Genomic DNA, 18,976 nt, shown 5'->3' with positions numbered 1-18,976 from the left:
CGCTGGGGCCGAGCCCCAGACCCCAGCCGGGGGGCAAGCCCCCCGGGACCCCCCGAACGACTCATGGGCCACACCTCTCCGCGCGCTGCGTTCCCGGGATGGGGATGATCGGCAGGGTGATGTCGAGCGAGGAAATGCCGATGGTGCCGGTGATCCCGCACAGGTAGTAGTTGAACCAGCTGCCGTAGCTGAGGGTCCGGGTGAACTTCTGCAGGTTGCCCGGCAGCACCTCCAGGAGGTGGTTGAGCAGCGGCCCGGAGTCGCCGAGGTGCTGCGACAGCACGCCGAGCTGCGCCACGTCGTCCTTGAGGGCCGGGCGCGCGTCGGCCAGGAGCCCGGTGGTCGACACGGCGAGGTCGCCGAGCGCGCTGACCGCGTCGCCGATCGGCTTGCGCTGCTCGGCCAGCCCGCTGACCAGCTTCTGGGTCTGCTCGATAAGGTCGCCGAGCTGCGGGCCGTGGGCGTTGACCGTGCCGAGCACCGTGTTGAGGTTGGCGATCACCTGGCCGATCACCTGGTCCTTGCTCGCGATCGCCGTCGTCAGGGACGCGGTGTGCTGCAGCAGGCTGGTGATCGTGCCGCCCTCGCCCTGGAAGACGCTGATGATCTCGGCCGAGAGCTGGTTGACGTCCTTCGGGCTGAGCGCCTTGAACAGCGGCTTGAAGCCGTTGAACAGCACGGTGAGGTTGAGCGCCGGCTTCGTGCGCTCGGGCGGGATCGTGCCGCCTTCGGGCAACGCGCGATCGCCCGGGACGTCGGTGCCGAGCGCGAGGTAGCGCTGGCCGACGAGGTTGCGGTACTTGATCGTCGCGGTCACCGTCTCCGGCAGCCGGTAGGCGTGCTCGACGTCGAACCGCACCTGGGCCAGGTTCCGCTCGCCCTCGACCACCTCGATCGCGTCGACCTGGCCGACCTTGACCCCGGCGATCCGGACGTCGTCGCCTTCCTTGAGCCCCGACGCGTCGGTGAACCCGGCCAGGTACCCGGACGTCTCGCCGAAGTTGGTGTTCGCGATGGTGGCGGCGAGGATCCCGGTGAGCAGCACGGTGACGACCGCGAAGATCCCGAGCTTGAGCAGGGACGGCAGGAAACTCCTCACTTCAGCTCCACCTCCGCCCCGCGGTAGAGCGGGCCGACGAGCAGGCCCGCCCAGCCGGGCACGGCACCCGGCGAAGTGCCGAGTGCGGGCGACGCGAGCAGGTCGATCAGGTCGTTCTCGTAGGCCGACCCGACGATCGTGCCGTCGCCCCCGACGGCGCCACCGCCGGCGGGCAGCGTCTCGGGCGGGTACTTCGGCGGCGGAGGCTTGCTGGAACCGTCCTCGATCGCGCCGTCCGGCGGGTACTGCGGCCACACGCCCGGCTTCGGCACCGACGGATAGCAGCGCGGGCCGCGCTTGTCCTCGTACTTCGGCTCGTCGACGCCGGGCCGGTACTTGCCGCGGCCGGCGGCGAACTCGATGGTGACCCGGCTGACCTCGGGGTGCGCGGTGCCCTTGCCGAACGCCAGTTCCGCGCGCGGCACCGACTCGGCGAGCTGCCGCATCAGGCACGGGTACTCGGGCGCGTACTTCGCGAGGACGTCCAGCGTCGGCTGGACGGCGGTGGTGAGCCGGATCAGGTTGTCCTCGTTGACCTGCAGGAAGCTCGTCAGGTCCACCGAAGCCGCGGTGACGGTCGCGTAGAGGTCGGCCAGCTGCGCGCGCTGGTCGACGATGGTCCGGCTCGTCGTCGTCAGGTCCGACAGCGCCTGCAGCAGGTCCGGCGCGGCCCGGTCGTAGGTGTCCGCGACGTTCGCCAGGCCGGTGATGTCGGCCTTGATGTCCGGCAGCGAGGGGTTGAGCTTGCCGAGGTAGTCGCTCAGCTGCACCAGGGTCCGGCCGAGCTGCTTGCCGCGGCCTTCGAGCGCGGCCGACACGGCCGTCAGCGTGCTCGACAGCTTTTCCGGCTGGACCGCCTGCAGCAGCGGCATCACGTCGTCCAGGACCTTCTGCAGCTCGATCGCGGCGCTGCTGCGGTCCTGCGGGATGACGTCGCCGGCCTTGATCGGCGCCTCCGGCGCCTCGGGCAGCTGCAGGGCGACGTACCGCTCGCCGAAGAGCGTCTTCGGCAGCAGCCGCGCGGAGACGTTTTTCGGGATGACGGGCGTCTTGTCCGGGTCGAGGGCCAGCTCCAGCTCGGCGTGGTCGCCTTTCGCCAGCACCGACCGGACCTCGCCGACGAGCATGCCGCGGACCTTGACGTCGCCGCCGGTGCGCAGCTGGCTGCCGACGCGGTCGGTCTCCAGCTTCACGAGCGTCACCGGCGTGAACGCCTGGTGGTAGACGGCGAGGGTGAAGGCGATGAACAACGCGGCGACGAGCAGGAAGACCAGGCCCAACCCCTGGTAACCGGAGCCGCTGCCACACCTCGCGCCTCATCCCGAGATCCTCACCGTCGTGTTCGCACCCCAGATCGCGAGGGACAGGAAGAAGTCCAGCACCGAGATCAGCACGATCGACGTCCGCACCGCGCGGCCCACCGCGACGCCGACCCCGGCCGGGCCGCCGCTCGCGGTGAAGCCGTAATAGCAATGGGACAGGATGACGAGCACGCTGAACACGATCACCTTCCCGAACGACCACAGGACGTCGCCGGGGGGCAGGAAGAGCGTGAAGTAGTGGTCGTAGGTGCCCGCGGACTGGCCGTAGAGCCAGATGGTGATCTGCCGGGACGCCAGGTAGCTCGACAGCAGGCCGACCGCGTACAGCGGGATCACCGCGGCGACGCCGGCCAGCACCCGGGTCGTCACCAGGTACGGCATGCTCGGCACGCCCATGACTTCCAGGGCGTCGATCTCCTCGGAGATCCGCATCGCGCCGAGCTGGGCGGTGAAGCCGCAGCCGACGGTGGCGGACAGGGCGAGCCCGGCCGAAAGCGGCGCGACCTCGCGGGTGTTGAAGTAGGCGGAGATGAACCCGGTCAGCGCGGCCGTGCCGAGCTGGTTGAGCGCGGAATAGCCCTGCAGGCCGACGATGAGGCCGGTGAACAGGGTCATCCCGATCATCACGCCGAGCGTGCCGCCGATGACCGCGAGCCCGCCGGTGCCGAAGCAGACCTCGGTCAGCAGCCGCAGCGTTTCCCGGCTGTAGCGGCGGATCGTGCGCGGCGACCAGGCGAGCGCCTTCGCGGCGAACGCCAGCTGCTTGCCGAGCCCTTCCAGGCTCTGGCCCGGGCGCGCGAGGTACTCGAGCGTCCGGTCGGCGTCCAGGGGTTCGGCGGTCATCACATCGCCTTCGGCGGGACGATCCGCAGGTAGATCGCGGTGAGCACGACGTTGATCAGGAACAGCAGCAGGAACGTGATGACGACGGCCTGGTTCACCGCGTCGCCGACGCCCTTCGGCCCGCCGGCCGGGTTAAGCCCGCGGAAGGCCGCGACGACCCCGGCGACGAACCCGTACAGCAGCGCCTTGATCTCGCTGACCCACAGATCCGGGACCTGCGCGAGGGCGTTGAAGCTGGCCAGGTACGCACCCGGCGTGCCGCCCTGCAGGACGACGTTGAAGAAGTAGCCGCCCAGCACGCCGACCACGCTGACCAAGCCGTTCAACAGCACGGAGACGACCATCGCGGCGAGCACCCGCGGCACGACCAGGCGCTGGATCGGGTTGACGCCGAGGACCTCCATGGCGTCGATCTCTTCGCGGATCTTGCGCGCGCCGATGTCCGCGCAGACCGCGCTGCCGCCCGCGCCCGCGACCAGCAGCGCGGTGATCAGCGGGCTGGCCTGCTGCACGATGGCCAGCGCGCTGGCCGCGCCGGTGAACGACTGCGCGCCGATCTGCGCGGTCAGCGACCCGAGCTGCAGCGCGATCACCGCGCCGAACGGGATGGCCACCAGCGCGGTCGGCAGGATCGTGACGCTGGCGAAGAACCAGCACTGCTGGATCCATTCCCGCGCCTGGAACGGCCGCTTGAAAATCGCGCGCAGGACCTCCCAGGAAAGTGTCGCCAGGCGGCCGACCTGGGTCAGGGCCGCGGTTCCCGGCACCGTACCGGCGTTTTCGCTCACCCGGACCTCCCCGTGCTCAGTCACCCCCGAGTCTTCTCCACACCCGGTGCCCGCTTTTCGTTAGCGTCGTTAACCGTTCAGAAATTGAGCGCGTGCGTCGCCGTGGCGCCGCCGTCGGCGACGAATTCCGCACCCGTGCAGTACGCGCTCTCGTCGCTGGCCAGGAACAACACCAGCTTCGCGATGTCCTCCGGCTGCCCGACCCGTTTCAGGGCGACCTTCTTGCCGACGTACGACATGTCGACTTTCTGGCCACCCGCCGCCGTCTCGACCATCTTCGTGTCGATCGCGCCGGGGTGCACCGAATTGACGCGGATGTGCTTCTTGCCGAGTTCCATCGCGGCGACCTTGGTCATGCCGCGGATCGCGAACTTGCTCGCGGTGTAGGCGACGAGGTAGGGCATCCCGGCCAGTCCCTCCACAGAGGACACGTTGACGATGGAGCCACCGCCGGCGGCGGTCATCGGTTCAACGACCGAACGCATGCCGAGAAACGCCCCGATCTGGTTGACCCGGATGACGCGTTCGTAATCGGCCAGCGTCGTCTGCCCGAGCTCGGAGAAGTGCAGGATGCCGGCGTTGTTGACCAGCACGTTCGGCCGGCCGAACTCCGTGGTGGCGCGCTCGACCGCGGCGGCCCAGCCGTCCTCGTCGCCGACGTCGAGGTGCTGGTAGACGGCCTGCTCGCCGAGTTCGGCGGCGAGCTCCTTGCCTTCGTCGTCCAGGATGTCGGCGATCACCACCTTCGCGCCCTCGGCGACGAACGCCCGCGCGGCGGCCGCGCCCTGCCCGCGCGCGGCGCCGGTGACGATGGCGATCTTCCCGTCCAGCCTCACAGGTCCTCCAGGATTTCGGTGGCGGCGAACATCCGGCCGGGGTCGCGGCCGGCGAAGAAGGTGCTCATCGACGTCTCGAGCTCGTCGAGGCGCCAGCGCTGCTCGATCCTCGGCGGCTCCACCAGCGCCACCGTGCCGCCGTGCACGACGAAAACCTGGCCGTTGACGTGCTCGGCCGCCGGGGAGGCGAGGTAGGCGACGAAGGGGGCGACGTGCTCGACCGAGAGGGGATCGGCACCCGCTGAGGTGTTCTCGGGAGGAGCGCCGAACACGCCTTCGGTCATCGCCGTCCGCGCGCGCGGGCAGATCGCGTTGGCGCGGACCCCGTACTTGGCCAGGCCGCGGGCGGCCGACATGGTGAGCGCGGTGATGCCCGCCTTCGCGGCGGCGTAGTTGGGCTGACCGGGCGAGCCGATGAGGAACGCCTCGGACGCGGTGTTCACCAGCCGCCCGTACACCGGCGCGCCGTCCGCTTTGGACTGCTCGCGCCAGTGCTTCGCGGCGTTGCGGGACAACAGGAAGTGCCCGCGCAGGTGGACCCGCAGCACGGTGTCCCAGTCGTCGTCGGACATCGAGAACAGCATCCGGTCGCGCAGCACGCCCGCGTTGTTCACCACGATGTCGAGCCCGCCGAGGTCCAGCGCGGCCTGCGTCAGCGCGTCGGCGGTGGCGCGGTCCCCGACGTCGCCGCCGACCGCGACGGCCTTGCCGCCGGCCGCTTCGATCTCGGCGACCACGTCCTTCGGTTCGCCGAGATCGTTGACGACGACGGTCGCGCCGCGGGCGGCCAGCGCGAGCGCCTCGGCCCGGCCGAGCCCGGCGGCGGCGCCGGTGACGATCGCTGTCCTGCCGGTCAGGCTCACGCGAGGCCTCCTCATCGAGTCCTGGATCTCGCGCTTACACTAGAATCTGTTCTCGTTTTGGGCAAGCGGTTCGGTGACCACCGCTAACCGGTGATGAACAGCGCGTTCTTCGGGCACGCCTGGACCGCATCGGAAACACGTTCCACCTGGTCCGCCGGCACCGCGCCGGGCGCGATGACGAGCTCCTCGTCGTCGTCGAGGTCGAACACGTCCGGGGCGAGCCCGACGCACACCGCGTTCGCCTCGCAGGCCAGCCGGTCGACGCCGATCTCCATGCTTCCTCCGCCACGTGAGCCCTGGTACAACTAGAACAGGTTCTATTGTAACGCCGGATCGAGGTGACTGTGCGGATCGACTACACACCGGAACAGGCGGCGCTGGCCGCGGAACTCCGGGCGTACTTCGCCGAGCTGATGACGCCCGAGCGGCGGGAGGGCCTGCGCTCGGGCGGCGGCGAGTACGGCGACGGCGCGGCGTACAAGGAAATCGTCCGGCAGCTGGGCAAGGACGGCTGGCTCGCGCTCGGCTGGCCGCCCGAGTACGGCGGGCAGGGCCGGCCGATGCTCGACCAGCTCGTCTTCACCGACGAGGCGGCCGTCGCCGGCGTCCCGGTTCCGTTCCTCACGGTGAACACCGTCGGGCCGACCATCATGCGCTACGGCACCGACGAGCAGAAGGCGTTCTACCTGCCGAAGATCGCCGCGGGCGAGCTGCACTTCTCGATCGGCTACTCCGAACCGGAAGCCGGCACCGACCTGGCGTCGCTGCGGACGCGCGCCGAGCGCGACGGCGACGAGTACGTCGTCACCGGGCAGAAGATGTGGACGAGCCTGATCGAGTACGCCGACTACGTCTGGCTGGCGGTCCGGACCGATCCGGCGGCGAAGAAGCACCGCGGGCTGTCGATCCTCATCGTGCCGACGTCGGCGCCCGGGTTTTCGTGGACGAAGGTGCACACGGTCGCGGGCGCCGGGACGAGCGCGACCTACTACGACGACGTGCGCGTGCCGGTGTCGGCGCGGGTGGCCGAAGAGAACGCGGGCTGGCCGCTGATCACCAACCAGCTCAACCACGAACGGGTCGCGCTGACGTCGTCGGCGCCGATCCGCAAGGCCCTCGCCGACGTGCTGGCGTGGGCTCGGGAGACGGGCGCGATCGAGCAGGAATGGGTGCGGCTGCACCTCGCGCGGGTGCACGCGGGCGCGGAGTACCTGAAGCTGCGGAACTGGCGGATCGCCTGGGCCGCCGCGGCGAGCGAGCTCGGGCCGGCCGAGGCGTCGGCGACGAAGGTGTTCGGCACGGAGTTCGCCATCGAGGCCTACCGGCTGCTGATGGAGGTGCTCGGCGCGGCCGCCGTCGTCCGCGAAGGTTCGCCGGGTGCGCTGCTGGCCGGCCGGATCGAGCGGCTGCACCGGTCGGCGCTGATCCTCACCTTCGGCGGCGGCACCAACGAGATCCAGCGGGACATGATCGCCGCGACCGCCCTCGGCCTGCCCGTCACGCGCTAGGAGAACCCATGGACTTTACCCCCTCCGAGGCGTCGGCCGACCTCGCCGCGCTGACCCGGCGGCTGCTGACCGACAAGGCCACCCACGACCCGCACGGAACCGGCGGCTTCGACGCGGTGGCGTGGACGGCCCTCGGCCAGGCGGGCGTGCTGGACGCGGCCCTGCCGTCGTCGCTCGGCGGCGGCGGGTTCGGCCTGCTGGAACAGTGCGCGGTGCTCACCGAAATCGGCCGGGCGGTGGCGGCGGTCCCCTACTTGCCGTCGATCACCATGGCGGCGTCGGCGCTGGCGGAGTTCGGCACGCCGGAGCTGGTGGACCGCTGGGTGCTGCCGGTGCTGCGGGGAGAACGTGTTCTCGCGGTGGCCCTGGACGGGTTCACGGCCGCCGAGGGCCGGGTGTCCGGCACGCGGACCGCGGTGCCGTTCGGGGCGTTCGCGCACGGGTTCCTGGTCGCGGCGCCGGACGAGGTGTTCCTGGTCGACGCGGCCGCGCCCGGGGTCTCGGTGCGGCCGCAGCAGACGGTCGACCACGCGGACGCGGCGCTGCTTTCCTTGTCCGAAGCGCCGGGGGTGTCGCTGGGCGACATCGGCGAATGGCTGCGGCTGCGCGGAACGGCCGGGGTGTGCGCGCAGCAGCTCGGCGTGGTCGAGCGGGCCCTGGAGCTGACCGCGGCGTATGCGGCCGGGCGGAAGCAGTTCGACCACGTCATCGGCGGGTTCCAGGCGGTCCGCCAGCGGCTGGCGGACGCGTACCTCGACGTCGAGGCGGTCCGGCTGACGACGCTGCAGGCGGCGTGGCAGCTTTCGTCGGGCGTCCCGGCCGCGGCGGCGGTGGCGACGGCGAAGTTCTGGGCGGCCGAAGCGGGCCACCGCGTGGCCCACACGGCGGTCCACGTCCACGGCGGCGTCGGCATCGACGTCGACCACGTGGTCCACCGCTACTTCGCGGCGGCGAAGCGACTGGAGTTCGAGCTCGGCCCGGCCACCCCCCAGCTCCTGGCCTTGGGCGACCTCCTCGCGGACGGCTAGCTCGCCGCGTAGGTCCAGAACTCCGTCATCAGCGGCGTCGGGGCGGGGCTGGTCAGCTCGACCTGGGTCAGCAGCACCGAAATCGTGCCCGTCGACGGGACCAGGTGCAGGGCCGTGCCCGCGCCGCCGACCCAGCCGTAGCGGCCCGGGACCTCCCAGGGTTCCGTCGGGTCGACGTCCACCGAGCCGCCGAAGCCCCAGCCCTGGCCGTGCAGGAACAGGCGGGCGGCCTGGCGCTGGGCCGGCGTCAGGTGGTCGGTCGTCATCCGGTGCACCGACTCGCGGCTCAGCAGCCGGTGGCCGCCCGCCGTGCCCTCGTCACGCAGGAAGGTCGCGAACGCCAGCAGGTCGTCGGCCGTCGAGACGAGCCCGGCGGACCCCGACGGGAACGGCGGCGGGGCGCTCCACCGGCCCTCCGGCGAGTCGATCAGCCGCAGGCCCTCCTCGCCGCGGCGGTACGCGCTGGTGAAGCGGCCCAGCGCCGCGGTCGGCACGGTGAACCCGGTGTCGGCCATCCCCAGCGGCTCGAACAGCCGCTCCGCCAGGAACTCCGGCAGCGGCCGGCCGGAGACCCGCGCGACCAGCACGCCCTGGATGTCGGAACCGGTGTCGTAGAGCCACGCCGCGCCCGGCTGGTGCAGCAGCGGCACCTGCGCCAGCGCCGCCAGCCACGCGTCCGGCGACAGCGCGCGCGGGGACGCGGCCGGGTGGCCGAGGACCTGCAGCAGCAGGTCGACCGCGGGCAGCGTCATGTCGGCGGCGAGGCCGTAGCCGCAGCGGAAGGTGAGCAGGTCGGCCACGGTGATCGGGCGGACGGCCGGCACGACGTCGTCGATCGGGCCCGCCGGCGTCCGGACGACCACCGGCGACGCCAGCTCCGGCAGCCACCGCGCCACCGGCGCGTCCAGGGTCAGCTCGCCGTCGTCGACGAGGAGCAGGACCGCGGCGGCCGTGATCGGCTTGGTCAGCGACGCGATGCGGAAGAGCGAGTCCCGGGCCATCGGCACGGTGCCCCCGGCGCCGGCCGAGCCGGCCGCCGCGGCTTCGACGTGGCCGCCGCGGGCCACGAGCGCCACCGCGCCCGGGAGGTCGCCGGTGTGTCGGGTCAGCAGCTCGGACAGCTCGGACATGCTCGGATCCTCATTCTGCCGTCGGCCGGCGCGAGGTTCGGCTCGTGCGGGCGGGGTGCGTTCCGTGGCGCCGTCCTGACCGGAACAAGGTGCTCAGGCCAGGGGGTTGATCGCCCGCAGCCGGCGCGGGCCGGTGTCGGGCCGCGACGGCGGCGGCCCCAGGACGAGGCGGGCGTTGGCGGCGAAGGCCCCGTCCGGCGACGCCAGGATCGGGTCCAGCACCAGCGACCGCACCTCCGGGTTGTCCTCCGCCAGCGCGGCCACGCGCAGCACCATGTCCTGCAGCGCGGCCAGGTCGGCGGGCTCGTCCCCGCGGTAGCCGGTGAGCAGCGGCGCCGTCCGCGGCTCGCGCAGCAGCGTCGCCGCGTCGACGTCGGTGAGCGGCACGGCCCGGTAGGCGCGGTCGCCCAGCAGCGTGCTGACCAAGCCGGACAGCCCGAACGAGACGAGCGTGCCGAACGACGGGTCGTCCTGCAGCCCGATCACGCACGACAGGCCCTTGGGCGCCATCCGCTGGACGTACACCTCGTCGTCGCCGGAGACTTCGCGCAGCGTCTCGTAGGCGGTGCGCACCGAGTCTTCGGAGGCCAGGTCGAGCCGGACGCCGGCGAGGTCGGGCCGGCCGCGCAGCCGTTCGTCGACGGCCTTGAGCGTCACCGGGTAACCCAGCTCGCCCGCCGCCGCCACCGCTTCGTCCATAGTGGACACAATGCGGAAGGGGACGACGTCGATGCCGTAGCAGTCCAGCAGCCGCACGACTTCGGCGTCCGAGAGCAGCGTCGTCTTGCCGCTGTCGGCTTCGAGGAGCTCGCGCACGATGCCCTGCGCCTGCTCGGTGTGGATCCCCGCGGGCCGTACCAGCGTGCCTTGCGGGCGTTGCCGCCACGCCGCGTACCGCACGACCCGGGCGAGGGCGTTGACCGCGCGTTCGGGGCTCGGGTACGACGGGATCGAGCCCCGCGTCGGCACGCCGTCTTTCAGGACCGCGAGTTCGTCCGGCACGCCTTCGGCGGCGAGGAACGTGGAAACGATCGGCTTGCGCTGCCCCAGTTCGACGACGGTTTCCCGGAGCGCCCGCGCATACGCGGTGCCGGGGATGGCGATCGGCGGCGCGAACACGACGACGAGCGCGTCGGTCTCCGGCGAGGTGAGGGCCTCGCGGACCGCCTTGGCGAACTCCTCCGGCCCGGCCTGCGGGCCGACGTCCACCGGGTCCGACGCCAGCCGCAGGCCCTGCATCCGCGCGGTGTCGGCGGCCAGCAGGCCGATCGCGCTGGAGTTGCCGACGATGCCGACCCGCGGCCCGGCGGGCAGCGGCTGGTGGGCGAACACGAGCGCGGTGTCGAACAGCTGCGCCAGCGACTCCACCCGCACGACCCCGGCGTGTTCGAACAACGCCTGGACGCTGGCTTCGTCGATCTCCGTCGACGTCGCCGCCAGCTGCGGCCGGACCGCGTGCCGCCCGGACTTGACCGCGACGATCGGTTTCGTCCGGGCGAGCCGGCGGGCCAGCCGCGCGAACTTGCGCGGGTTGCCGAAGGACTCGAGGTAGAGCAGGACGAGGTCGGTGTCCGGGTCGGTTTCCCAGTACTGGAGCAGGTCGTTGCCGGAGACGTCGGCGCGGTTGCCGGCCGAGACGAACGTCGACAGGCCGAGGCCGCGCGCTTCGGCGTCGGCGAGGATCGCCGTGCCCAGGGCCCCGGACTGGCAGAAGAAGCCGGTGCGCCCGCGGCCGGGCAGCCGCGGCGCGAGGGTGGCGTTCAGCCGGATCGCGGGGGCGGTGTTGAGCACGCCGAGCGCGTTCGGGCCGACGACCCGCATGCCGTGCGCCCGCGCCTCGCCGACCAGCCGCAGCTCGGCGTGCAGGCCGTGCGGGCCGGCTTCGGCGAACCCGCTGGACAGGATCAGCAGCGTCTTCACGCCTTTGGCCAGGCAGGCGTCCAAAACGGACTCGACGGCCTCGGCGGGCACCGCGACGACGGCCAGGTCGACCGGGTCCGGGATGTCCAGCACGGACGGGTACGCGCGGACGCCCCGGATCGCGCGGTGCTCGGGGTTGACCGGGTAGACGGTGCCGGTGAAGGCGGCGGCCAGCAGGTTCACGAAGGCGACGTGGCCGACCTTGCCCGGCTCCGCGGACGCGCCGATCACGGCGATCGAGGACGGGTGCAGCAGATTGTGGACGCTGCGCGCCTCGGCGGCCTGCTCGCGCGAGCGCGCGACGGCGAGGGACTCCTCGGTCGCGTCGATGTCGAACTCCAGGTGCAGCACGCCTTCCTCGAATTCGCGGCTGACCTGGTACCCGGCGTCGCGGAAGACCCGCACCATGGCGGCGTTTTCGGCGAGCACCTCGGCGACGAACCGCCGCAGCCCGCACTCCGACGCGGCCGCGGCGAGGTGCTCCAGGAGGATCGAGCCGACCCCGCGGCCCTGGTGGGCGTCGCTGACGACGAAGGCGACCTCCGCCGAGGGGCCGTGGTCGAGCCGTTCGTACCGGCCGACGGCGACGATGTCGTCGCCGAGGAAGGCGGCGAACGCGACCCGGTCGTGGTGGTCGACGGTGGAGAAGCGCTTCAGGTCCTTCTCCGGGATGCGCGGGTAGGCGCCGAAGTAGCGGAAGTAGCGCGTGCGTTCGGAGAGCTTCGCGTGGAAAGCGACCAGGCCGTCGGCGTCGGTGGGGACGATCGGGCGCAGGTGGACGGTGCCGCCGTCGGACAGCACGACGTCGGCCTCCCAGTCGCGGGGGTAGTCGAAGGGGTCCCGTCCGGCCATGGTCAGTCCCTGGGGTCGTCCGGGTCGAGGCCGTGCAGCGGGAAGACGGCGCGGCGGGTGTCCCGGACGGCGATGTCGACCGGGTCGTCCTCGCCGTCGCCCCACGGCTTGAACTCCGTGTCGCGGTCGTCGGACATGGTCTGCGGCAGCTCGGCGTGCGGGGCGGCCTTGATGACGGTCTCCCGCCAGCCGGGCGGCAGCGGCGTCGCCGGGTCGACGTCCCGGTCGAGGACGGTGGCGATCAGGTGCGTCCAGGACCGGGGGACGACGCGGATCAGCTGGTAGCCCCCGCCGCCGACGGCGATCCACTTGCCGCCGGCGTAGGTCTCGGCGAGGTCCCGCAGGGTGGCGTAGATGGTGCGGTGGCCGTCGACGGACAGCGAGAGGTCGGCCAGGGGGTCTTCCTCGTGGGAGTCGACCCCGCACTGGGTGAACAGGAGCTGCGGTTCGAAGTCGGCGAGCAGCGACGGGACGACGGCGTTGAACGCGCGCAGCCAGCCGGGGTCTCTGGTGCGCGGCGGCAGCGGGACGTTGACGGAGGTGCCGTCGGCCTTCCCGCGGCCGGTCTCGGCGGAGTAGCCGGTGCCGGGCCAGAGCGTGAAGGGGTGCTGGTGCAGGGAGATGGTGAGGACGCGCGGGTCGTCGTAGAAGGCGGCCTGGACGCCGTCGCCGTGGTGGACGTCGGTGTCGATGTAGGCGATGCGCTCGAAGCCGTGGTCGAGCAGCCACGAGATGGCGACGGCGCAGTCGTTGTAGACGCAGAAGCCGGCCGCCTGGTCCCGCATGGCGTGGTGCAGCCCGCCGGCGATGTTGACGGCCCGGTTCGCTTCGCCCTCGGCGACCTTCCGCGCGGCGAGCAGCGTGGACCCGACGACGAGGGCGGAGGCGTCGTGCATGTCGGGGAAGACGGGGTTGTCGGAGGTCCCGAGCCCGTGCCCGACATCCCACCCGACAAGCGGCGCCTCCCGCACGGCGGCGAGGTATTCGGGCGCGTGCACCCGCAGCAGTTCGTCATCCCCGGCGGCGGTGGGAACGAGCAGTTCCACGTCCTGGAGCACGCCGAGCTCGGCGGCCAGCCGGACGGTGAGCTCCAGCCGGACGGGATTGAAGGGGTGATCCCCGCCGAGGTCATAACCCAGCAGAGCACGGTCCCAAACGACGGCCGGCGACATACCACCCGACTGTAGTGCGATCGGGGGCAATCCGTGGAGTGGGAGGCGCACGGCACCCTGGTGAGCAGGGGACGGCGGCTGTCGGCGGCAGTCTCGGCTGCGCGGGCGCGGCTCGGCCGGGCCGCTCGCCTCGGGCGGCCCCGACTCAGCCCGGGCCGGGCCGCCGTCCCTCAGCCGGGGAGGGTGCCCGTGGCCGCGGGGCGCCCGGGGTCCCGGGACCAGTGGGACCACGAGCCCGCGTACAGGCCCGCGCCCGGGTGGCCCGCCAGCTCCAACGCCAGGACCACCGAGCCGGCCGTCACCCCGGACCCGCAGTACGCGCCCACCGGCTCCCCCGGCCGCAGCCCCAGCTCCTCGAAGCGAGCCGCCAACTGCTCCGGCGTGCGCCAGTGGCCGTCCTCGCGGTTGTGGCCGGCGAACGGGGCGTTGACCGCGCCCGGGATGTGGCCCGGGCGGGGGTCCACCGGTTCCGTCTCGCCCGTGTAGCGCTGGGCTGCGCGGGCGTCGAGCAGGAGGCCGTCGCGGGCCAGGGCGGCGGCCTCGTCCGCGTCGAGGACCGGCATCGCGCCCGGGTGGACCGTGAGGTCGCCCGGCTCCGGGCTCGGCTGCTCCGTGCTCACCGGTCGGCCCTCGGCCGTCCACGCCGCGTAACCGCCGTCGAGGACCGCCACCTCCTGGTGCCCCGCCCAGCGCAGCAGCCACCAGGCGCGGGCCGCCACCGAACCGTCCTTGTCGTCGTAGGCCACCACCGGCGTGCCCGCCCGGACACCGGCCGCGCGCAGGTCGCGCTGCAGGTCCGCCGGGTCGGGCAGGGGGTGGCGGCCGCCCTCGCCCGGCTCGGCGGCAAGGACGCGGTCGAGGTCGGTGAACACCGCGCCGGGTACGTGACCCTCCCGATAGGAGTCGGCGCCGGGCGGGCCGGCCAGGCGCCAGCGGACGTCGAGGACCACGGGACGGTCCCCGGCCGGGCCGGCCAGCGCGGCGGCGAGGTCGGTGGTGCTGATCAGCGGACGCATGCCTCCCATCTTCCAGCGGCCGGTCACCCGGCCGCGCCGGGGTGCGGACATATCCCCCACCGGCGAGTTGTTACCCGTGAGGCCCGCCGCCGCTGCCGAGGTCAACGACTACGATGAGCAACGCGGACGAAGGGGACAGCGTGAACGATCTCATCGACACCACCGAGATGTACTTGCGTACCATCTACGAGCTCGAAGAAGAGGGTGTCGTCCCGCTGCGCGCCCGCATCGCCGAGCGCCTGCAGCAGAGCGGCCCGACCGTGAGCCAGACCGTCGCCCGCATGGAGCGTGACGGGCTGGTCGTGGTCGCCGACGACCGGCACCTCCAGCTGACCGACCACGGCCGCGAACTCGCCATCGCGGTGATGCGCAAGCACCGCCTCGCCGAGCGCCTCCTCGTCGACGTGATCGGGCTCGAGTGGGAGCACGTGCACAACGAGGCGTGCCGGTGGGAGCACGTGATGAGCGAGGCCGTCGAGCGCAAGCTGGTCAAACTGCTCGACCACCCGACCACCTCCCCCTACGGCAACCCGATCCCGGGCCTGGACAAGCTGGGCGACGGCGACCCCGCGCCTCCCGCGGAGGCCGACCTCGTCCGGCTCGACGAGTTCGCCCGCACCGGTGGCGGCCGGGTCGAGATCCGGCGCATCGCCGAGCACGTCCAGCTGGACGAGTCGCTGATGACCGAGCTCAAGTCCGTCGGCATCGTGCCGGGCGGCACGGTGACCATCGGCAAGGCCAACGGCGGCACCATCGAGGTCACCGGCGGGGACACCACCGCCCAGGTCGCCAGCTCCGCGCTGCACGCCGTCCTGGCGCAGGCCCGATGAGCCCGGCCTCGGAGGCCGTGGCGGCGTTTCGCAAGGTTTACGGCACCGCGCCGGCCGGCGTCTGGTCGGCGCCCGGCCGGGTCAACCTGATCGGCGAGCACACCGACTACAACGACGGCTTCGTGCTGCCGTTCGCCCTGCCGCACCGGCTGGCCGCGGCGGCGTCGCCCCGCGAGGACGGCGTCCTGACCGTGGCCACCCTCGGCGACGACGGCCAGATCCAGCGCACCGGCGAGCTCAAGATCGCCGACCTGGCGCCGGGAAGCGTCGACGGGTGGGCCGCGTACCCGGCCGGGGTCGCCTGGGTGCTGCGCGACCAGGGCTTCACGGCCGGCGCCGACCTGGTCGTCGCCGGGGACGTGCCGTCGGGGGCGGGCCTGTCCTCCTCCCACGCGCTCGAATGCGCGGTGTCGCTGGCCCTGCTCGGGCTGTCCGGCCTGGAGCTGGACGGCCCCGGCGACCGCGTCCCGACGCGGCCCCAGGTGGCGCGCTGGGTGCAGCGGTCGGAGAACGACTTCGTCGGCGCCCCGACCGGCCTGCTCGACCAGACGGCGTCCCTCTGCTGCACCGAGTCCCACGTCCTGTTCCTGGACGTGCGCTCGGGCGAGCAGGAGCAGGTGCCGTTCGGCCTGGCCGACGCCGGGCTGCAGGTGCTGATCATGGACACCCGCACGAAGCATTCGCACGCCGAAGGCGGGTACGGCGAACGCCGCCGCGGCACCGAACGGGCGGCCGAGCTGCTCGGGGTCAAGGCGCTGCGCGACATCACCGTCGAGGGCCTCGACGACGCCCTCGGCCGGCTGCCGACCGAGCTGGCGCCGCTCGTGCGGCACGTGGTGACCGAAAACCAGCGGGTGCTCGAGACGGTCGAGCTGCTGCGCGCCGGGCGGCTGGCCGAGATCGGCCCGTACCTGGACGCCTCGCACGTCAGCATGCGCGACGACTACCGGATCTCCACGGCCGAGCTGGACCTCGCGGTCGGCTCGGCGCGGGCGGCCGGCGCGCTCGGCTCGCGGATGACCGGCGGCGGCTTCGGCGGTTCGGCGATCGCCCTGGTCCGCGACGCGGACCTGGACGGGGTCAAGGCGGCCGTCGACGCGGCGTACGAGAAGGCCGGCTACCGGCGGCCGCGGATGTTCACTGCGGTGCCCTCCCGCGGCGCCGGCCGCGACGAGGTCTGAGGCCGCGCGGGTCCGCCCGGGGCAACCCCCGCGCGGAACCGCGCGTCGCCGGGGCGGGACACTGGTCGCACCGTGGCGGACCGCCACCACCCTCGGCAGAAAGGCCTGGACGTGTCGGAGCAGAGCAACGCCCTGAAGCTGGTCGTGACGGGCGGAGCGGGGTACGTCGGCAGCGTCTGCGCCGCCCGGCTGGTCGAGGCCGGGCACCAGGTCACCGTCGTCGACGACCTGTCCACCGGGCACGCCGACGCCGTTCACCCGGACGCGCGGTTCGTCGAAGGCGACGCCAACGAGGTGGCGGGCAGCCTGCTGGCCGAGGGCTTCGACGGCGTGCTGCACTTCGCGGCCAAGTCGCTGGTCGGCGAGTCGATGACGGACCCGGCGAAGTACTGGGAAGGCAACGTCGTCACGTCGCTGCGGCTGCTCGAGGCCATGCGCGAGCACGGCACGCCCCGGCTGGTGTTCTCCTCGACCGCGGCGACCTACGGCGAGCCGGAGCAGTCGCCGATCCCGGAGTCGGCGCCGACGCGGCCGACCAACACCTACGGCGCCACCAAGCTCGCCATCGACGCGGCGATCACCAGCTTCGCCGTCGCGCACGGCCTGGCCGCGGTGAGCCTGCGCTACTTCAACGTCGCGGGCGCGTACGGCACCTTCGGCGAGCGCCACACCACGGAAACCCATCTCATCCCCCTCGTTCTCCAGGTCGCCACGGGCGACCGCGAGCGCATCCAGATCTTCGGCGACGACTACCCGACGCCGGACCACACGGCGGTCCGCGACTACATCCACGTCGTGGACCTCGCGGACGCCCACCTCCTGGCGCTGAAGCACGCCACGGCGGGTGAGCACCGCATCTACAACCTGGGCAATGGCACGGGATTCTCCGTTCTCGAGGTGATCGAGGCGTGCCGCGAGGTCACCGGCCACCCGGTCCCGGCCGCGGTGGCCCCCCGCCGCGCGGGCGACCCTTCGGTACTCGTGGCGGCCAGCGACCGGGCCCGGGAGGAGCTCGGCTGGAAGCCGGAGCGGACCGACCTGGCGGGCATCGTGCGGGACGCCTGGGAGTTCACCCAGGCCCGGCGAGGCTGAATCACCGAGGACGTCGGGGCGCCTGCTGCGGCCAGGCGCCCCCCTCCGGCATGGTCTAGTTCATTTCAGCCGAAGGACATTCTGGGAGCGTCCCATTACCTCCGGCCAGGGCTGTAAGTCAGCTTTCCCTTTGGATCTTCACCTTATCGAGTGAAAATTCATGTCGCTATTGCATTCCGCCCTCGGTAGTCGTTGAAGAACCGGGGTGTCCTCTTTCTGGCCAGTTGATGGCAGGGCAGGAATGTTGCGCGCAGTCGTACGCTTGCCGCGACGGCACGACATAAGAGTGGGTACGACCAGCTCGCCTCAGCCGACGCAGCGAGCACATCTCCCCACGAAGGGCCAAAGCGTATGGCACAGGGTGATCAGCAGGACCGCGATCCCGCGTCCAACTCTCTGGCGCGGCGCGTCCTCTCACGAGCATCCACGCGATTCACCGGGCGCAGGAGAACCGACGTTCCGCACCAAACCTCCGAGATCGACACGGACATGCAGCACGATCACGAGCTCCGGGACGCCCTTCTCAAGCAGGGCTTCGACAGCATACTCTGGAGCAGACTGGTCGGTGAGCTCGCCGAGTACGGCGTCGCTGTCATCACCGCGTGGATTCGCAGCGGAGAGATCTACAGCCTCAGCGGGAAGCTCTGCTGGCACGTCCACCCTCTCGTCCCTCCTCCCGATGACGACGAACGGGGATCACTCGCCCACGACACAGTCATCGACGGCATCGCACTCTTCCAACGAGACGGCCTGCTCAAAGGGAAGTGGGATCCCCGCAGCGGGGCGAGCCTCACCACCTACTTCGTCAACGCCTGTCTTCTCAGTTTTCCCAACCAATGCCGCAAGACTGCCACCGCACGCAAGTACACGCCGTACCCAGTCGACAACACACACTTCGAAGAGCCGGCGGTTCCGGCAACCGACGGTGCGGTTCTCAGCTGGATGGACGCCTGGACCGCTTTCGGTGACCTCCCCAACGACGAGATCAAAAAAGCGGTGCTCTACCGCGCGCTCGGCTACAACTACGTCGAGATCGCCGAACTGCTCACAGCAGCCGGAGATCCGATAACTCCGGGAGCCGTGCGCGCGAGGATCAATCGTCAGCAGAGACGTTCGGGTGTCGCATGGTACGGAGGGACTACGTCATGACCCAGAAAGCACCCATGGTTGCCGTCACCTCCGTCCTCAACTCCGATGACCTGATCAGCCGCTCCTCGCTCGGCACGGCCGGGGCCCGGTCGATCCGACGACACTCGGATCCGGCACTTGCCGCCTCAGTTGCCGAACGGGCTCTGGCGCAACCGGCCCCACAGTTCAAGACCGTGTCCCCCGCCCGCGACTACCGCACTCCGGAATCGATGCCGCGATCCGCCGGCCATCTGACCAAGGAGGACCTCGACCCCCTGGTGAAGGACGCGGGCGACGGCGATCCGGCCGCCATCCACTCGCTGCTCCAGATGATCGAGCCCGTGGTGGTCCGCTACTGCCGCGCGCGG

17 protein-coding genes and 1 pseudogene are annotated in these 18,976 nt (G+C 71.9%); 7 read left to right on the top strand and 11 right to left on the bottom strand.

All coding sequences use genetic code 11. The annotated features are described in order from the left end of the window. Positions 1–61: 61 nt before the first annotated feature. The 7 genes from C2L59_RS23145 to C2L59_RS23115 all read right to left on the bottom strand — a co-directional run bounded on the left by C2L59_RS23145 (position 62) and on the right by C2L59_RS23115 (position 6,026). Positions 62–1,099, bottom strand: a complete 1,038-nt coding sequence (locus tag C2L59_RS23145) for an MCE family protein (RefSeq protein WP_103351610.1) — start codon at positions 1,097–1,099, stop codon at positions 62–64. After that, on the bottom strand, positions 1,096–2,379 hold the full coding sequence (locus tag C2L59_RS23140) for an MCE family protein (protein ID WP_199199212.1): 1,284 nt from the start codon (positions 2,377–2,379) through the stop codon (positions 1,096–1,098). The genes C2L59_RS23145 and C2L59_RS23140 overlap by 4 nt, the downstream gene beginning before the upstream one ends. Before the next feature lie 36 nt (positions 2,380–2,415). Next, complete coding sequence (locus tag C2L59_RS23135; protein ID WP_199199211.1) at positions 2,416–3,264, bottom strand: ABC transporter permease; 849 nt, start codon at positions 3,262–3,264, stop codon at positions 2,416–2,418. Beyond that, entirely contained in the window at positions 3,264–4,052 is a 789-nt protein-coding gene (locus C2L59_RS23130) for an ABC transporter permease (RefSeq protein WP_103351608.1), read from the bottom strand. Before C2L59_RS23130 ends, C2L59_RS23135 begins: the two co-directional genes overlap by 1 nt. Positions 4,053–4,129: 77 nt before the next feature. Then, on the bottom strand, positions 4,130–4,888 hold the full coding sequence (locus C2L59_RS23125; protein ID WP_103351607.1) for a glucose 1-dehydrogenase: 759 nt from the start codon (positions 4,886–4,888) through the stop codon (positions 4,130–4,132). Continuing rightward, positions 4,885–5,751 (bottom strand): 3-oxoacyl-ACP reductase, encoded by an 867-nt coding sequence (locus C2L59_RS23120; RefSeq protein WP_103351606.1) that lies wholly within the window; start codon positions 5,749–5,751, stop codon positions 4,885–4,887. The genes C2L59_RS23125 and C2L59_RS23120 overlap by 4 nt, the downstream gene beginning before the upstream one ends. An 83-nt stretch (positions 5,752–5,834) precedes the next feature. Continuing rightward, positions 5,835–6,026 carry a ferredoxin gene (locus C2L59_RS23115; protein ID WP_103351605.1) on the bottom strand — a complete coding sequence of 64 codons (192 nt, stop codon included), beginning with the start codon at positions 6,024–6,026 and terminating at the stop codon, positions 5,835–5,837. 69 nt (positions 6,027–6,095) lie between these two features. Here C2L59_RS23115 and C2L59_RS23110 point away from each other — a divergent pair, with 69 nt between their 5' ends. Both C2L59_RS23110 and C2L59_RS23105 read left to right on the top strand, forming a co-directional pair. Beyond that, entirely contained in the window at positions 6,096–7,259 is a 1,164-nt protein-coding gene (locus C2L59_RS23110; protein WP_103351604.1) for an acyl-CoA dehydrogenase family protein, read from the top strand. Positions 7,260–7,267: 8 nt separating this feature from the next. Beyond that, positions 7,268–8,287 carry an acyl-CoA dehydrogenase family protein gene (locus C2L59_RS23105; protein ID WP_103351603.1) on the top strand — a complete coding sequence of 340 codons (1,020 nt, stop codon included), beginning with the start codon at positions 7,268–7,270 and terminating at the stop codon, positions 8,285–8,287. Here the strand turns inward: C2L59_RS23105 and C2L59_RS23100 are convergent. The 4 genes from C2L59_RS23100 to C2L59_RS23085 form a co-directional block, all read right to left on the bottom strand. Next, positions 8,284–9,417, bottom strand: a complete 1,134-nt coding sequence (locus C2L59_RS23100) for a serine hydrolase (protein ID WP_103351602.1) — start codon at positions 9,415–9,417, stop codon at positions 8,284–8,286. The genes C2L59_RS23105 and C2L59_RS23100 overlap by 4 nt on opposite strands. A 93-nt stretch (positions 9,418–9,510) precedes the next feature. Continuing rightward, positions 9,511–12,189: a bifunctional GNAT family N-acetyltransferase/acetate--CoA ligase family protein gene (locus C2L59_RS23095; RefSeq protein ID WP_103351601.1), complete on the bottom strand. Its 2,679-nt coding sequence runs from the start codon at positions 12,187–12,189 to the stop codon at positions 9,511–9,513. Between the two features lie 2 nt (positions 12,190–12,191). Next, positions 12,192–13,361, bottom strand: coding sequence for an acetoin utilization protein AcuC (locus C2L59_RS23090; RefSeq protein ID WP_103351600.1), 1,170 nt, complete (start codon positions 13,359–13,361; stop codon positions 12,192–12,194). A 170-nt stretch (positions 13,362–13,531) separates the two neighbouring features. Continuing rightward, on the bottom strand, positions 13,532–14,377 hold the full coding sequence (locus tag C2L59_RS23085; RefSeq protein WP_103351599.1) for a sulfurtransferase: 846 nt from the start codon (positions 14,375–14,377) through the stop codon (positions 13,532–13,534). 113 nt (positions 14,378–14,490) lie between these two features. Here C2L59_RS23085 and C2L59_RS23080 point away from each other — a divergent pair, with 113 nt between their 5' ends. The 5 genes and pseudogenes from C2L59_RS23080 to C2L59_RS49145 form a co-directional block, all read left to right on the top strand. Beyond that, complete coding sequence (locus C2L59_RS23080) at positions 14,491–15,207, top strand: metal-dependent transcriptional regulator (RefSeq protein ID WP_103351598.1); 717 nt, start codon at positions 14,491–14,493, stop codon at positions 15,205–15,207. Then, positions 15,204–16,388, top strand: coding sequence for a galactokinase (gene galK / locus C2L59_RS23075; protein ID WP_103351597.1), 1,185 nt, complete (start codon positions 15,204–15,206; stop codon positions 16,386–16,388). The genes C2L59_RS23080 and galK overlap by 4 nt, the downstream gene beginning before the upstream one ends. Before the next feature lie 111 nt (positions 16,389–16,499). After that, the gene (galE, locus tag C2L59_RS23070; RefSeq protein WP_103351704.1) at positions 16,500–17,480 is read left to right on the top strand and encodes a UDP-glucose 4-epimerase GalE; all 981 of its coding nucleotides are present in this window, start codon (positions 16,500–16,502) and stop codon (positions 17,478–17,480) included. A 489-nt stretch (positions 17,481–17,969) separates the two neighbouring features. Then, positions 17,970–18,629, top strand: coding sequence for an RNA polymerase sigma factor (locus C2L59_RS23065; protein ID WP_146060424.1), 660 nt, complete (start codon positions 17,970–17,972; stop codon positions 18,627–18,629). After that, a pseudogene (locus C2L59_RS49145) lies at positions 18,626–18,976 on the top strand (RNA polymerase subunit sigma-70); the annotation flags it as partial. The gene C2L59_RS23065 and the pseudogene C2L59_RS49145, both read left to right, overlap by 4 nt.

Origin of the sequence: Amycolatopsis sp. CA-128772 (assembly GCF_002904295.1) — a bacterium.
In the GTDB taxonomy this organism is placed as follows: Bacteria; Actinomycetota; Actinomycetes; order Mycobacteriales; family Pseudonocardiaceae; genus Amycolatopsis.
Note: the sequence above shows the minus strand (reverse complement) of the source record. Positions and strands in the feature narration are given on the sequence as shown.

What these genes read in the sequence shown, in the direction of transcription:
- C2L59_RS23135 (WP_199199211.1), bottom strand. Translation starts at nt 3,264, where the DNA reads ATGACCGCCGAACCCCTGGACGCCGACCGGACGCTCGAGTACCTCGCG.
- C2L59_RS23115 (WP_103351605.1), bottom strand. Translation starts at nt 6,026, where the DNA reads ATGGAGATCGGCGTCGACCGGCTGGCCTGCGAGGCGAACGCGGTGTGC.
- C2L59_RS23105 (WP_103351603.1), top strand. Translation starts at nt 7,268, where the DNA reads ATGGACTTTACCCCCTCCGAGGCGTCGGCCGACCTCGCCGCGCTGACC.
- C2L59_RS23100 (WP_103351602.1), bottom strand. Translation starts at nt 9,417, where the DNA reads ATGTCCGAGCTGTCCGAGCTGCTGACCCGACACACCGGCGACCTCCCG.
- C2L59_RS23095 (WP_103351601.1), bottom strand. Translation starts at nt 12,189, where the DNA reads ATGGCCGGACGGGACCCCTTCGACTACCCCCGCGACTGGGAGGCCGAC.
- C2L59_RS23090 (WP_103351600.1), bottom strand. Translation starts at nt 13,361, where the DNA reads ATGTCGCCGGCCGTCGTTTGGGACCGTGCTCTGCTGGGTTATGACCTC.
- C2L59_RS23085 (WP_103351599.1), bottom strand. Translation starts at nt 14,377, where the DNA reads ATGCGTCCGCTGATCAGCACCACCGACCTCGCCGCCGCGCTGGCCGGC.
- C2L59_RS23080 (WP_103351598.1), top strand. Translation starts at nt 14,491, where the DNA reads ATGAGCAACGCGGACGAAGGGGACAGCGTGAACGATCTCATCGACACC.
- galK (WP_103351597.1), top strand. Translation starts at nt 15,204, where the DNA reads ATGAGCCCGGCCTCGGAGGCCGTGGCGGCGTTTCGCAAGGTTTACGGC.
- C2L59_RS23065 (WP_146060424.1), top strand. Translation starts at nt 17,970, where the DNA reads ATGCAGCACGATCACGAGCTCCGGGACGCCCTTCTCAAGCAGGGCTTC.